This window comes from Pseudomonas sp. Marseille-Q5299 (genome assembly GCF_943737035.1).
GTDB classification, from domain to species: Bacteria; Pseudomonadota; Gammaproteobacteria; order Pseudomonadales; family Pseudomonadaceae; genus Aquipseudomonas; species Aquipseudomonas putida_E.
On the sequence record NZ_CALSFR010000008.1, the window covers coordinates 259,701 to 273,375 of the forward strand.

General features: G+C 64.1%; 11 protein-coding genes. 7 read left to right on the top strand and 4 right to left on the bottom strand.

The features are described 5' to 3' along the window. Positions 1 to 54: 54 nt before the first annotated feature. The 7 genes from waaF to NGJ21_RS22045 are packed head-to-tail and all read left to right on the top strand — an operon-like array spanning position 55 to position 7,015. Positions 55 to 1,104 (top strand): lipopolysaccharide heptosyltransferase II, encoded by a 1,050-nt coding sequence (gene waaF / locus NGJ21_RS22015; protein ID WP_115273070.1) that lies wholly within the window; start codon positions 55 to 57, stop codon positions 1,102 to 1,104. Then, positions 1,105 to 2,163, top strand: a complete 1,059-nt coding sequence (gene waaC / locus NGJ21_RS22020) for a lipopolysaccharide heptosyltransferase I (protein WP_119687894.1) — start codon at positions 1,105 to 1,107, stop codon at positions 2,161 to 2,163. Further along, positions 2,163 to 3,287, top strand: coding sequence for a glycosyltransferase family 4 protein (locus tag NGJ21_RS22025; RefSeq protein ID WP_115273068.1), 1,125 nt, complete (start codon positions 2,163 to 2,165; stop codon positions 3,285 to 3,287). Before waaC ends, NGJ21_RS22025 begins: the two co-directional genes overlap by 1 nt. Then, positions 3,284 to 4,090, top strand: coding sequence for a lipopolysaccharide core heptose(I) kinase RfaP (gene rfaP / locus NGJ21_RS22030; RefSeq protein WP_115273067.1), 807 nt, complete (start codon positions 3,284 to 3,286; stop codon positions 4,088 to 4,090). The genes NGJ21_RS22025 and rfaP overlap by 4 nt, the downstream gene beginning before the upstream one ends. Beyond that, entirely contained in the window at positions 4,090 to 4,824 is a 735-nt protein-coding gene (locus NGJ21_RS22035; protein WP_115273066.1) for a lipopolysaccharide kinase InaA family protein, read from the top strand. The genes rfaP and NGJ21_RS22035 overlap by 1 nt, the downstream gene beginning before the upstream one ends. After that, positions 4,821 to 5,573 carry a lipopolysaccharide kinase InaA family protein gene (locus NGJ21_RS22040; RefSeq protein WP_125924605.1) on the top strand — a complete coding sequence of 251 codons (753 nt, stop codon included), beginning with the start codon at positions 4,821 to 4,823 and terminating at the stop codon, positions 5,571 to 5,573. The genes NGJ21_RS22035 and NGJ21_RS22040 overlap by 4 nt, the downstream gene beginning before the upstream one ends. Next, entirely contained in the window at positions 5,573 to 7,015 is a 1,443-nt protein-coding gene (locus tag NGJ21_RS22045; RefSeq protein WP_251962672.1) for a lipopolysaccharide kinase InaA family protein, read from the top strand. Before NGJ21_RS22040 ends, NGJ21_RS22045 begins: the two co-directional genes overlap by 1 nt. On the opposite strand, the gene NGJ21_RS22050 is transcribed toward NGJ21_RS22045, so the two are convergent. The 4 genes from NGJ21_RS22050 to NGJ21_RS22065 form a co-directional block, all read right to left on the bottom strand. Continuing rightward, a complete protein-coding gene (locus NGJ21_RS22050; RefSeq protein ID WP_251962673.1) occupies positions 6,976 to 9,774 on the bottom strand; it encodes a dermonecrotic toxin domain-containing protein in 2,799 nt (932 codons plus the stop codon). The genes NGJ21_RS22045 and NGJ21_RS22050 overlap by 40 nt on opposite strands. Positions 9,775 to 9,840: 66 nt before the next feature. Next, on the bottom strand, positions 9,841 to 10,017 hold the full coding sequence (locus tag NGJ21_RS22055) for a hypothetical protein (protein WP_174141951.1): 177 nt from the start codon (positions 10,015 to 10,017) through the stop codon (positions 9,841 to 9,843). After that, positions 10,014 to 11,126: a PepSY-associated TM helix domain-containing protein gene (locus NGJ21_RS22060; RefSeq protein ID WP_161872523.1), complete on the bottom strand. Its 1,113-nt coding sequence runs from the start codon at positions 11,124 to 11,126 to the stop codon at positions 10,014 to 10,016. The genes NGJ21_RS22055 and NGJ21_RS22060 overlap by 4 nt, the downstream gene beginning before the upstream one ends. 55 nt (positions 11,127 to 11,181) lie before the next feature. Continuing rightward, entirely contained in the window at positions 11,182 to 13,617 is a 2,436-nt protein-coding gene (locus NGJ21_RS22065) for a TonB-dependent siderophore receptor (RefSeq protein WP_125924609.1), read from the bottom strand. Positions 13,618 to 13,675: the final 58 nt, after the last annotated feature.

A 13,675-nucleotide genomic window follows, 5' to 3' on the forward strand; every position in this document is an offset into this window, starting at 1 on the left:
GGAGGCCAGGCTGTACCGCAGCCTGCAGCCTCCCCGAGTTTTTCTGGACTAAGCATGAGAATACTGATCATTGGCCCCAGCTGGGTCGGCGACATGGTGATGGCGCAAACCTTGTTCCAGTGCCTGAAACAGCAGCACCCCGACTGCGTGATCGATGTGCTGGCACCCGAGTGGAGCCGGCCGATCCTTGAGCGCATGCCCCAAGTGCGTCAGGCCTTGAGCTTCCCGCTCGGCCATGGCGCGCTGGAGCTGGCTACGCGCCGGCGCATCGGCAAGTCCCTGGCCGGCCAGTACGACCAGGCGATCCTGCTGCCCAACTCGCTGAAGTCGGCGCTGGTGCCGTTCTTTGCCGGCATTCCCAAACGCACCGGCTGGCGTGGCGAAATGCGCTTCGGCCTGCTCAACGATGTGCGCAAGCTGGACAAGGTACGTTACCCGCTGATGATCGAGCGCTTCATGGCACTGGCCTATGCGCCGGGTGCCGAGCTGCCGCAGCCTTATCCGCGGCCTGAGCTGCAGATCCAGGCGCCGAGCCGTGAGGCCGCGCTGGCCAAGTTCGGCCTGGAGCTGGACCGCCCGGTGCTTGCGCTGTGCCCAGGTGCCGAGTTCGGTGAAGCCAAGCGCTGGCCGGCAGAGCACTACGCCAGCGTTGCCGACGCCATGATTCGCCAAGGCTGGCAGGTGTGGCTGTTCGGCTCGAAGAACGATCACCCGGTCGGCGAGCAGATCCGCGACCGGCTGATCCCGGGCCTGCGTGAAGAATCTTATAACCTGGCGGGCGAAACCTCGCTGGCCGAGGCGATCGACCTCATGTCCTGTGCCAACGCGGTGGTGTCCAACGACTCCGGGCTGATGCACGTGGCGGCGGCGTTGAACCGCCCGCTGGTTGCCGTCTATGGTTCGACTTCGCCGGGCTTTACCCCGCCGTTGGCCGAGCAGGTCGAGATCGTGCGCACCGGCATCGAGTGCAGCCCATGCTTCGACCGCACCTGCCGCTTCGGCCACTACAACTGCCTGCGTCTGCTGGAGCCTGGCAAAGTCATCGCCGCCCTGCACAGCCTGGGTGGGCCGAACCTGATCGATACCGTGGCCGAGGTCGAGTAAGTGCGGGTACTGATCATCAAGACCTCGTCGCTGGGTGATGTGATCCACACCCTGCCGGCGCTCACCGATGCCGCCCATGCGATCCCGGGCATCCGCTTCGACTGGGTGGTGGAAGAAGGCTTCGCCGAGATCCCCAGCTGGCACCCGGCGGTCGACCAGGTGATACCGGTGGCCATTCGGCGCTGGCGCAAGAATGTCTGGCAGACCATCAAGAGCGGCGAGTGGAAGGCGTTCAAGCAACGCGTGCGCGAGCGCAAGTACGACCTGGTGATCGATGCCCAGGGGTTGGTCAAGTCGGCCTGGCTGACCCGCTACGTCAAGGCGCCGGTGGCCGGCCTGGACCGTTACTCGGCGCGTGAAGGCTTGGCCAGCCGCTTCTATGACCGGCGCCTTTCGGTCGCCGTCGGCCAGCATGCGGTAGAGCGCGTGCGCCAGCTGTTCGCCATGGCGCTGGCCTATGACCTGCCCGAAGGCATCGGCAACTACGGCCTGGACCTGGACCGCCTGCAACTGCCCCCGGCGGCGCCGTATGTGGTGTTTCTGCACGGCACTACCTGGGCGACCAAGCACTGGCCCGAGGCCTACTGGCGAGAGCTGGCTGAGCGGCTGGGCCGCAGCAGGCTGCAGGTATGCCTGCCATGGGGCAACCAGGCCGAGAAAGACCGCGCCGAGCGTATAGCCCAAGGCTTGAACAACTGCCAGGTGCTCCCCAGATTGAACCTTGCCGGCGTTGCCCGCGTGCTGGCGGCGGCAAAGGCCTGTGTGGCGGTGGACACTGGGCTGGGCCACTTGGCCGCTGCGCTGGATGTGCCGACCATTTCGCTGTTCGGCCCGACCAACCCGGGCCTGACTGGCGCCTATGGCCGTGTGCAGGTCCACCAGGCCAGCGATTTTCCCTGTGCACCGTGCCTGCAGAAAAAGTGCACCTACAAACCGAGCGCCGACGACCTGCGCCGGTTCGATCTCAAACGCGAGTGGCCATTGTGCTTCACTCGCCTGAATCCAGAGCATGTGGCGAGCCGCTTGAGCGCGTTGCTGCTGGCTGAGGATGTCCGTTGATGCAACTGGCTTTCGTGCTTTACAAATATTTCCCCTTCGGCGGGCTGCAGCGCGATTTCATGCGCATTGCCCTGGAATGCCAGAAGCGGGGCCACCAGATCCGTGTCTACACGCTGATCTGGGAAGGCGATATTCCGCCCGGTTTCGAAGTGCTGGTGGCGCCGGTCAAAGCGCTGTTCAATCACCGTCGCAACGAAAAACTCACTGCCTGGATGGAAGCCGATCTGGCCAAGCGCCCGGTAGACCGGTTGATCGGCTTCAACAAGATGCCGGGCCTGGACGTGTATTACGCGGCCGACGCCTGTTTCGAGGACAAGGCCCAGACCTTGCGTGGCGGCCTTTACCGCCGCTGGGGCCGCTACCGGCACTTTGCCGAGTACGAGCGGGCTGTGTTCGCCAAGGATGCGCGCACTGAGATATTGATGATTTCAGAGGTGCAGCAACCGCTGTTCGTCAAGCATTACGGCACCCCCGTTGAACGCTTCCACCTGTTGCCGCCCGGCATTTCCCAGGACCGCCGCGCACCGGCCAATGCCGCCGAGATCCGCGCGGAGTTTCGCAAGGAGTTCAACCTGGGCGATGATGACCTGCTGCTGGTACAGATCGGCTCGGGCTTCAAGACCAAGGGCGTCGACCGTAGCCTCAAGGCCCTGGCCGCGCTGCCAGCGTCTCTGCGCAAGCGCACCCGGCTGATGGTCATCGGCCAGGACGACCCCAAGGTGTTCCAGCTGCAGAGCGCAGCCTTGGGCCTGGGCGAACAGGTGCAGTTCCTCAAGGGCCGCAGTGATATCCCGCGCTTCCTGTTGGGTGCCGACCTGCTGATCCACCCGGCCTACAACGAGAACACCGGTACGGTGTTGCTCGAGGCGCTGGTGGCTGGCTTGCCGGTGCTGGTTTCCAAAGTTTGCGGCTACGCCCATTACATTGCCGAGGCCGACAGCGGCCTGGTGCTGGACGAGCCGTTCGAGCAGGAACAGCTCAACGGCTACCTGCAGCGCATGCTCGAAGCGCCAGAGGCGCGTGCCGAGTGGTCGCGCAACGGGCTGGCCTTTGCCGAAACCGCCGACCTTTACAGCATGCCGCAGCACGCTGCCGACGTGATTCTGGGGCAGGAGAGCGCATGAAGCTGATCCTGGCCGAACCGTTCAAGCGCCTGTGGGCCGGGCGTGATGCCTTCGATGCCGTGGAAGCCCTGCAAGGCGAGGTGTACCGAGAACTGGAAGGCCGCCGCACGCTGCGCACCGAGGTCGATGGCGAAGGTTTCTTCGTCAAGATCCACCGTGGCATTGGCTGGGGCGAAATCTTCAAGAACCTGCTCACCGCCAAGCTTCCGGTGCTGGGTGCCGGGCAGGAATGGCGGGCCATCGAGCGCCTGCATGAAGTCGGCGTACCGACCATGACCGCAGTGGCCTATGGCGAGCGTGGCAGCAACCCGGCCACGCAGCACTCGTTCATCGTCACCGAAGAACTGGCGCCGACCATCAGCCTGGAAGACTTCAGCATTGACTGGGTCAAGCAGCCGCCTGAGCCGGCGCTCAAGCGCGCGCTGATCGCCGAAGTGGCGAAGATGACCGGCGGCATGCACCGCGCCGGGGTCAACCACCGTGACTGCTACATCTGCCACTTTCTGCTGCACACCGACCGCCCGGTGACGGCGCAAGACTTCAAATTGTCGGTAATCGACCTGCACCGCGCCCAGACCCGGGCGACAATCAGCCGCCGCTGGCGGGACAAGGACCTGGCCGCGCTGTACTTCTCGGCGCTGGATATCGGCCTGACCCGGCGCGACAAGCTGCGTTTCCTGCGCGGTTACTTCCAACGCCCGCTGCGCCAGATCTTGAGCGAGGAAGCCGCGCTGCTGGCCTGGCTCGATCGCAAGGCGCAGAAACTCTACGATCGCAAACAACGCTATGGAGACGCACTCTGATGGCGGGCTGGACACTGGCGCCAGGCTACGAACACCTGGCGGCGGACTTCGGCAGCCTTGATGCAGTGTTTGCCCTACAGGGTGAGCGCCTGACCCGTGACCCGCTCAGTGAGGTGGTCCGCGTCGAGCGTGACGGGGTCAACTATTACGTCAAACGGTACACCGGTGCCGGCAAGCACATGCGCCGTTACCTGGGCCGGCCGCGCATCAAGGCCGAATGGCAGAACCTCAAGCAGTTCGCCAAATGGGACATCCCGACCGCTGAAGTTGTGGCCTGGGGCCTGGAGCGCAATGGCCTGGCATTTGGCCGCGGCGCGATGATCACCCGCGAGCTACCGCGCACCGAAGACCTGTCGGTGCTGGCTGAGCGCAATGATCCGCGCCTGGCTGATCGTGCCTGGGTCGACCACATCAGCCGACAGCTGGCGCGCCATACCCGCGTCATGCACGAACACCGTTTCGCCCACAACGACCTCAAGTGGCGCAACCTGTTGGTCGATGACCAGGGCACGCTATTCTTCATCGACTGCCCGACCGGTGACTTCTGGCGCGGCTTCATGTGGCGCCACCGGCTGATCAAGGACCTGGCATGCCTGGACAAGGTCGCCAAATACCACCTGACGGCGACCCAGCGCCTGCGCTTCTATTTACAGTACCGCGGGCGCCAGCGCCTGAATGCGCGCGACAAGCGCCGGGTCCGTCAGGTACTGAGCTTCTTCGAGGGAAGGGAATGACCGATTACCTGGCCAGCGCGGACCTCGCGCTGCTCAAACGCCATGGCCTGAATGACTTCGAAGCGCTGTGGGCGCTGCAACTCGATGCCGTGGACGAACCCAATACCGGCCGTGGCGGCTGGAGCAGCGTCTATCGCCTGGAGCTCGAGGGCAAAGGGTATTACCTCAAGCGCCAGAGCGACTACCTGACCCGCACCTTGCATCGCCCATTTGGCGAGCCGACCTTCGCCCGTGAGTTCCGCAACATCAGCCGTTACCAGAAGCTGCATATCCCGGCCCTGCAGGCGGTGTTCTACGGTGAGCGCAAGCACGCAGGCCAGCATCGGGCGATACTGCTGACACGTGCCCTGGATGACTGGAGCGACCTGGAAAGCCTGCTGGGCCAGTGGCCGCAGCTCAGTGACCCTGAGCGCAACGGCATCCTCCAGGCCTGTGGCCAGCTGGCGCGCACCCTGCACTGCGCCGGCCAGGTGCACGGCTGCTTCTACCCCAAGCACATCTTCCTGCGCCAACGCCGCGAGGGCTGGGACGCGCAATTGATCGACCTGGAGAAGACCCGGCCGCTGTTGTTCGGCATGCGTGACCGCCTGAAGGATCTGGAGCCGCTGCTGCGCCGTGCCCGCGCCTGGAACGAGGTGAACGTGCGCGCGCTGCTTGCCACCTATCTTGCCCAGCCGGCCGACAGCGTGCTGGTTGGCACCTGGTTGCAACGCCTGACGCAACGCCGTCGTGAAAAAGAGGCCCGCTGATGCGTTTGTCTGAATTGAAAGATGCCGGGCGCAGCCCTTTACTGCCGCTCTCGGTCAGCTTGGCCGACGCCGCTGGCGACGCCGAACTGCAGTTGCTCAGCCTGCTGCGCGTATTGCCGGGCCAGCGCTATGTCGGTGCCGGTGTATGGCGAGGTACGCCGGTGTTGGCCAAGTTGCTGGTAGGCGGCAATGCTGCGCGCCATTTTCAGCGTGAGCTGGAGGGTGTGAAGTTGCTGGCCGAACAGGGCCTGACAACGCCAAAGCTGCTTGCCGACGGGCTCAAGGAAGGTGAGGGTGGCTGGCTGCTGTTCGAGTTCCTCGACGGCGCCGAAAGCCTGGCCGATGCCTGGGACAAGGTGGCGAACCTGCCGGTGCTGGCCGACGAACAGCACCTGGTGCTGGGCGAAGCCCTGACCGCAGTGGCGCAGATGCACGCCAAGGGCCTCTGGCAGGAAGATTTGCACCTGGACAACCTGTTGCGCCACGGCGGCAAGCTGTACCTGATCGATGGCGCCGGCATCAAGGCCGAAACGCCGGGCCAGCAACTGTCGCGCCCGCGTGTGCTGGAAAACCTCGGGGTGTTCTTCGCTCAGTTGCCCAAGCGCCTGGAGCCATTCATCGAAGAGCTGCTGGTGCATTACCTGTTGGCCAATGCCGAGCACGCGTTGCCGATGGAAGCGTTGCAGAAACAGGTGGACAAGGTGCGCACCTGGCGCCTCAAGGATTACCTGGAGAAGGCCGGCCGCGAGTGCACGCTGTTCAGCGTCGAGCGCAGCCCTTCGGGCTTGCGGGCGATTCGCCGTGGCGAAGTCCAGGCCATGCTGCCGGTACTGGAACAGGCCGATACGCTGATCGACCAGGGCCACCTGTACAAGACAGGGGGCGCGGCCAGCGTGGCGCGTGTCGAGGTGGGTGGGCGCTCACTGGTACTCAAGCGCTACAACATCAAGAACACCGCGCACTGGTTCAAGCGGTTCTGGCGCCCGAGCCGGGCCTGGCACTCCTGGATTGAAGGCCACCGCCTGGAGTTCCTGGGCATCGCCACGCCGCGCCCGTTGGCGGTGCTGGAGCAGCGCGTCATGGGCCTGCGCAGCCGGGCGTACCTGGTCACTGAACATGTCGATGGCCCGGACCTGACCGCGTGCTTCGCGCCTTATGTGGAAAGCGGCGAGGTGCCTGAAGAGCAAGTCGATGCCTTGGTGGAGCTGATGCAGCAACTGATCCGCGAGCGTATCAGCCATGGCGACTTCAAGGGCCACAACCTGTTCTGGCACGACGGCCAATGGTCATTGATCGACCTCGACGCCATGTGCCAGCACGCCACCGGGCTCAGCTTTGCCCCGGCCTACGCCCGTGATCGGGCGCGGCTGCTGCGCAACTGGCCGAGCAGCAGTGCCTTGCATCAGCGGCTCGACCGGTTGTTGCCACGGCTCGGCGAGTAGTCATCCGGCAGCGCCAGCCAATCGCTGCTGCGCCCTGCCTGGCGCACGCGGATGCGCCACTGCCGGTCTTGCCAGCGCAGGATCGCCCACGGCACCACGCCGGCTTCCCGGGCGTGCGGAATCAACAGGTGGTAGCGCCCGGCGAGCAGGTGCGCGCGCACTGGCAGTTGCCCGGCAGGGGTTTGCAGATAAAGCTGGTCGTCTGCCCGACACAGCCCTGCCAGCGTGTCCACCACCTCACCCGCCAACGGCGGCTGCAGGCGGCAGCTGGCCAACAACTGCGGCAGATCGGGCAAGCCGTCGTACCACAGCACCGGTGAGTCGATGACCCAGTTGCCATTGGCCAGGCGTTTGACCGGCTGCTGCAGGTAAGCGTCCGGTTGGGTCGGGTCGATGACCCGCCAACGGTGGCCGTCGAATGCGACCTTGTAATACCGGCCGTGGGCGTCCTGGATGAAATACTGAGTCAGCCCTTCGAACGTTGATGCTTTCTCGAACACGCCTTCGCCGTGTACACCGTCAATGGCGTAGCGCAGGTGTTCTAGCGCAGGCGTGATGCTGTAGCGCGAGGGCAGTGGCAACGGTGGTTGCGTTGGCATGCCACGCATTATCCGGCGCATCAGGCCGGTGCTGACGACGCTGGTACCGGCGTCGTTGGCATAGCTCAGGGCGTTGTAGGTATGGGTCAGCACGCCGTTGATATCATCCTCGCTGAAGGCTTCCAGACCATCCCAGGTTTCGATCACCATTCGTCCCAGGGCCAGGGGAACCTGTACAGGGGCAGGCAGCCCCAGGCTGATCAGGTCGAGCAGGCGCCATACCAGATCGATGCCCTGCTGAAGATCTGCCTCCCCGGTGGTGCGGCTCTGGGCATCGACCACTGCCAACCAGCCTCGCACCTCTGCCATGTAGTAGGCGAAGAACAGCTCTTCCTCAATTGCCGGGGTGCGCAGTGCGGTGCCGAGCCGGCCCTTGCTGAGTAGTTTATCGATGCGTACAGGTGCCAGCAGGGGCAGGCGGCTCGCCACGTAGGCGCGCAGGGCGGGTTGTTTGCGCAGCAACCGCATCAGTTCGCGGGCATTGCTCAGCCCGCGCCAGGCGCGGCGGTCGGGTGCGTCCGGTGTGTACAGGATGAAAGCGCCTGTGCCGGAGCCTTCGGCATTGATCAGCAGAACGCCTTGCAGGGTATGGCCATGGATTGTCAATTGGCGCACGGTGATGCGTTGGTTGTCCACCGGCGGGCGGAGCGCGTTGTGCGGGTAGTCCAGTACCTGCCGTACCCAACGGTAGCCTTGTTCACCCAAGGCGCGAAGGTGCCCGGCATAACGCGCCTTGGCTGCCTCGGCGCGCATGCGGGCTCGGTTGATCAGGGCATGGGCATTGAGCCTCCAGCCCCCGACCGGGGAGTCGATCAACTGGGTTTTCAGGTAGGCATGATAGCTGCCGCCGACATTCAGGTGCCTGATCATCGCTTTGATGTAGGCCGGGTTCAGCGTTTCGGGTAATGGCTTGTCGTGACCGTGTGTTACACGGGCGGTGAGCCAATAGTCGTAGTCGAACCAGTTCAGGTTGCGCAATGCCAGCTCGTGCAGCGGGTAGCTCTCCCGGGTCAGCTCGACCAACTGCCCACCGACGCGCTCGAAACCTCGCCAGGTGACGTAGCTCGATGGGTTGAAGGGGTTCAGCTGCGGACCTGCCTGACGGCTGTGCACCACATGTACCATGATGTCGGCGGCTGCGTAGCGCAGGCCATGATCGTGGCGCAGGCGTTCCTCTACGCGCGCGCGGGCCCAGCCCTGCAAGCTGCGCTGCTCGCGGAACTGCGCCAGGGTGAGGATGCCTGGCGCGGCGATGCGATTGCCGGCGGCGACCAGTTGTTGCATGGTCTGCATGATGTGCGTAAGCGCCTGGGGCCCTGCCGTGCTCAACCAGTTGGGCAGGTTTTTTTCCAGCAGCAGGCCGTAGCGCGTGTCGAGCAACGCTTGTTTGCCGACTTCGGCTTCCAGTGACAGGGCATTGTGCAGCGCCTCGGCGGCGGGTGCCAGGGCGCCATGGGCGCTTGCCCAGGCGTGGTTGACACGCAGGCGCTGCGCTTCGATCAGGGTGTCGACCTGGGCTTGCACCGGGTCATCGGCATACCATTCGTAGCGCAGGCGGTCGGCCTTGGCGGCGTTCTCTATACGTTCGGCATCGACCAGCAGGCGCAGCAGTGGCGGGCCCTGCAGCGGGTCGTCGAGGCGCTCGCACAGCTCAAGGTGCAAGCCGGCCAGCGAGGCGTAGGCTTCGATGCCTTGGGTCAGGCCGCACAGCAACGCCGGCCCGCGGGCATGCTCCGGGGTGAGTTCGGCAGCCTCGTCGTTACCGGTGATGACCACGAACATGCCTGGCAGCACCGCTCGGCTGTGGGGCTGGCTACGGCTGAGGACCAGGCGGTACACCTGGGCACGTGTGGCCATCGCTTGGGGCCGGCGTTGCCAGGCGTTGGGCAGGTCCAGGCACAGGCTCAGGGCATCGGCCTGGGGGGCGGGCAAGGTCCGGTCGCCCTGGCGCAGGGTCAACTCGGCATGCATCAGGGCGCGGCGCAGATCGCACAGGCGGACCCTGCGCGAGCGGCCCTGGGGGTCGCAGGCTGCCCAGTATTCAGCCAGTTCGCCTTGTAGCTGCTGACGGGTGAGTCCCGGCCGGTCGGGGCTTGGCAATTGTGCCAGCAGGGCGATGATCTGTTGGTCGACGAATTCGATACGTTCCAGCGGTAGCATGTTGCGCTCCTTCGGTCAGGGAGGCGCAACGTTAGGGCCCAGGGCAAGGACCGAAGCGGTAGCCGGTTATCGCCGGCACAACCCGCGCAGGCTGAGGATGACGGGCACGCCCAGGCCCAGCCAGGCCAGGGCATCCCACGCTCCGTCACCCAGCAAGGCGGCAAACAGGCCGGCGGCACCGAGCAGGCCGATGGCGGCCGGCCAGGTGAAGATGCGCAGGGTCGGTTGCGATTTGTGGCTCATGCCCGCGCCTCCCGGGGTTTGCGCTGTTTGCCCCACCACAGGTAAAGGCCGCTGCCGAGCACGATGATGGTCAACACATCGAGCACTGCCCAGAGGATCTGCATCGGACGCCCGCCGTAATCGCCAAAGTGCAGTGGCTGCGAGAGGCCCATGGCGTCCATGTACCAGGGGCGTTCGCCCACTGCCGTCACCTGCAGGCTGCGCGCATCGATCAGCACGGGCGTGAGCAGGTGCGATGTCAGGTGGGTGGCGCCTTTCATGAACACGGCGTAGTGGTGCTCGCTGGAGAACCGCGTGCCGGGGAAGGCGATGAAGTCCGGGCGCATGCCGGGTGCGGCCTGCTCGGCGATGTCCAGCAGGCGGCTGGCCGGTGCACGCTCGGTGAGTGGCGGGGCGTCACGGTAGGGCGCGACCATTGCGGCCAGGCTGTCGTTGCGCCAGGCGGCGATGACCAGGTCGGACAGGGCGCTGATGACCCCGGTTACACCAACGGTCAGCGCCCAGGCCAGTGTCACCACCCCGATCAGGTTGTGCAGGTCGAGCCAGCGCAGGCGGCGGGATTTTTCGTGGCGCACCGTGGCGAATTGCAGGCGGCGCATGAACGGTGCGTAGAGCACTGTGCCGGAGATGATCGCGACAACGAACAGCACACCCATGAACGCCAGCAGCAGCTTGCCGGGCAGCCCGGCGAACATGTCGACGTGCAGGCGCAGCATGATCATCATGAAACCGCCGTTGGCGGCCGGCATGGCGACGGCTTCGCCGGTGCGGGCGTCGAGCATGAAGGTGTGTGACGAATTGGGTTCGGTGCCGGCAGTGGCAGCGGTGATCGCCACCACGCCGTTGTGTTCGTCTTCGTCATAGCCGAAGTACTGCATCACCTCGCCGGGACGATGCTGCTCGGCCTTGAGCACCAGCTGTTGCAGGTCCAGGTGCGGGGTGCCTGCAGGCATCTCGCGCAGCTTTGGTGCGTCACCGAGCAGGTGTTCGATTTCGTGGTGGAAGATCAGCGGCAGGCCGGTGAGGGCCAGCAACAGCAGGAACAGGGTGCAGACCAGGCTGCTCCAGGTGTGAATCACGGACCAGCGGCGGATGGTTTGGCTTTTCATCACGGTACCGAATGTGCCTGATGGAACCTGGGGCCGCACAGCGGCCCCGATTCGCTCAGAACTTATAATTGACGCTGGCCACTACGTTGCGTTCGTCGCCGTAGTAGCAGTAGTAACCGTCACAAGTCGACAGGTAATCCTTGTTGAACAGGTTCTTCGCATCTACGGCAACGGTCACGCCCTTGAGGGTTGGGTTCAGGCGGCCCAAGTCGTAATGCACCGAGGCATCGTAGACGGTGTATGAGCCCACATGGCCCCAGTCGGTATTGGTGGTGTTGCCATAGGTGTCACCCACATAGCGCACACCGACGCCCACGCCAAAGCCATCGAGCGCACCTTCGTGCCAGGTGTAGTCGGCCCAGGCAGTGGCCTGGTTACGAGGGACCTGGGCCATGCGCTTGCCCTTCTCACCGTCGTTGCCTTTGGTGATCTCGCTGTCGTTATAGGTGTAGGAACCGATCAATTTCAGGTTCTTGGTTACATCCGATGTGGCTTCAAGCTCCAGGCCTTTGACGCGAACTTCACCTACTTGGCGAGTCACACCGCCCTCGGTTACCGACATGTTTTCTTGGGTCAGGTCGAATACCGCTGCGCTAAGCAGTGTCTTGCTGCCAGGGGGCTGGTACTTGATGCCCAGTTCGTACTGTTTGCCTTCGGTAGGTTTAAAAGCATCGGTGCTGTTCACTGCGGCACCGGTTGCGGCCTGGAACGACTCGGCATACGAGAAGTACGGGGTAATGCCGTTGTCGAAAACGTAGCTCAGTGCTGCGTTACCGCTGAATTTCTTGTCACGCTGGGTATTGGTGGCGTCGCCCTGATTGTGGAAGGTGGTGCCGGTGTGTACCCAGTCTTCACGGCCGCCCAAGGTCAGGCGCCAGTTGTTCAGGGCCATCTGATCCTGGACATACAGACCGGTCTGCTGGGTTTTCTGATCGTAGTCATACATGTCGAAGTACTGGACGTTCGAGAAATCCTGGCCGTAGATCGGGTTGTGGATATTGCTTGGCGGCACGCCGGCCGAACCCCAGCGCCAGCGGGCATTGCTGTCCGAACGTTGGTGATCGAGCCCCAGCAGCAGGGTATGGGCGACCATGCCAGTCTGGAAGTCCGCTTGGAAGTTGTTATCCACCGCGAACTGGGAGATGTCTTCCTCGACGATGCCGGCGGTGCGTTGCACCGTGCCATCGGCGCTGACTGCTTCGTCCGGGCCTGCCGGCCAGATCGAACCGCCGGCGGTGATGCCCTTGAAGTCCAGCTCGTTGCGCGCGTAACGCAGGTTCTGGCGGAACTGCCATGTGTCGTTCAGGCGGGTCTCGAACGCGTAGCCCAAATGATAGTAAGTGCGATCGTAGGATTCCCAGTCCGGGTCGCCCAGGTTCTTGTGGTGGGAGATCTTGCCTGCAGGACTGTCCAGTTTGGTGCCCTGCAAGGGAAGGAACTGGCCGGTGATACCGGTATCGTCGCGGGTGTACTGGGTAATGAACGTCAGTTTGGTGTCGTCATTGATGTTCCAGGTCAAGCTGGGTGCGATGTTGTAGCGCTTGTCCGGAATATGATCGATCGGTGTGCCGCTGTCGCGCACGGTACCGCTCACACGGTAGAGAAACCGTCCCGCGTCATCGATCTTGCCAGTGCTGTCGAAGTTGATCTGTTTGTGGTTGTTGCTGCCAACCTGGGCTTCAACTTCGTGGCTGCTTTCAAAATCCGGGCGGCGGCTGGTCATGTCCAGCAAGCCGCCGGGAGGGGTCTGGCCGTAAACGGAAGAGGCCGGGCCACGCAGTACCGCGATGCGCTCCAGGTTCCAGGGCTCTATTTTCGGCGACGCATAGTTACCCTTTGGCAATGGCAGACCGTCAAGAAACTGGGTGGGCACGAAGCCGCGCACCAACAGCCAGTCGCTGCGCGAGTCGGAGCCGTAGCCGCTGCTCTGTACGCCAGCGGTGTAGCGCAAGGCGTCGTTGAGATTGAGGACCGGGCGGTCTTCCATCTGCTGGCGGGTGATCACCGTCACCGAGCGTGGTAGTTCGGCAATGGCTGTGTCTGTCTTGGTGCCAGCGGCGGTGCGTGTTGCCGTGTAGCCCTCAACCGGGCCCCAGGCGCTTTCGTACGATGCATTGGCATTGATCGCGGTCTCGGGCAACGCCAGAGTGCCATCAGGAACAGCCACCAGGCTGTAGCTGCCGACAGTGCTCTGCTGCAGCTGCAGGCCGGTACCGAGCAGGGCGGCCTGCAGGGCGCCGAGGCCGTCGTACTGGCCGTTGACCGGCGCCGAGTTTCGGCCGCTGACCAATGCCGGGTCAATGGCCAAGGTGATGCCCGACTGGCTGGCGATCTGGTTCAGGGTGGTGGCCAGCGGGGCGCTGGGCAGGTCGTAGGCACGCTGTGCGGACTGCTCGGCGGCGAACAGGGCAGGGCTGGCCAACGGGGCAGCCAGGGCGATGGCCAAGGCCATCAGGCTGGGGCGCAGGATACGATCAACGGCACGGGACATGCAGCGGTTCCTCGACGGATAAGTGCTAATTGCTTCCTTGCCGAGCGAGATTTCAGAA

Coding starts and splice junctions, on each gene's coding strand:
- NGJ21_RS22025 (WP_115273068.1), top strand. CDS start 2,163: ATGCAACTGGCTTTCGTGCTTTACAAATATTTCCCCTTCGGCGGGCTG.
- waaF (WP_115273070.1), top strand. CDS start 55: ATGAGAATACTGATCATTGGCCCCAGCTGGGTCGGCGACATGGTGATG.
- NGJ21_RS22050 (WP_251962673.1), bottom strand. CDS start 9,774: ATGCTACCGCTGGAACGTATCGAATTCGTCGACCAACAGATCATCGCC.
- NGJ21_RS22055 (WP_174141951.1), bottom strand. CDS start 10,017: ATGAGCCACAAATCGCAACCGACCCTGCGCATCTTCACCTGGCCGGCC.
- NGJ21_RS22045 (WP_251962672.1), top strand. CDS start 5,573: ATGCGTTTGTCTGAATTGAAAGATGCCGGGCGCAGCCCTTTACTGCCG.
- NGJ21_RS22065 (WP_125924609.1), bottom strand. CDS start 13,617: ATGTCCCGTGCCGTTGATCGTATCCTGCGCCCCAGCCTGATGGCCTTG.
- rfaP (WP_115273067.1), top strand. CDS start 3,284: ATGAAGCTGATCCTGGCCGAACCGTTCAAGCGCCTGTGGGCCGGGCGT.
- NGJ21_RS22040 (WP_125924605.1), top strand. CDS start 4,821: ATGACCGATTACCTGGCCAGCGCGGACCTCGCGCTGCTCAAACGCCAT.
- NGJ21_RS22035 (WP_115273066.1), top strand. CDS start 4,090: ATGGCGGGCTGGACACTGGCGCCAGGCTACGAACACCTGGCGGCGGAC.
- NGJ21_RS22060 (WP_161872523.1), bottom strand. CDS start 11,126: ATGAAAAGCCAAACCATCCGCCGCTGGTCCGTGATTCACACCTGGAGC.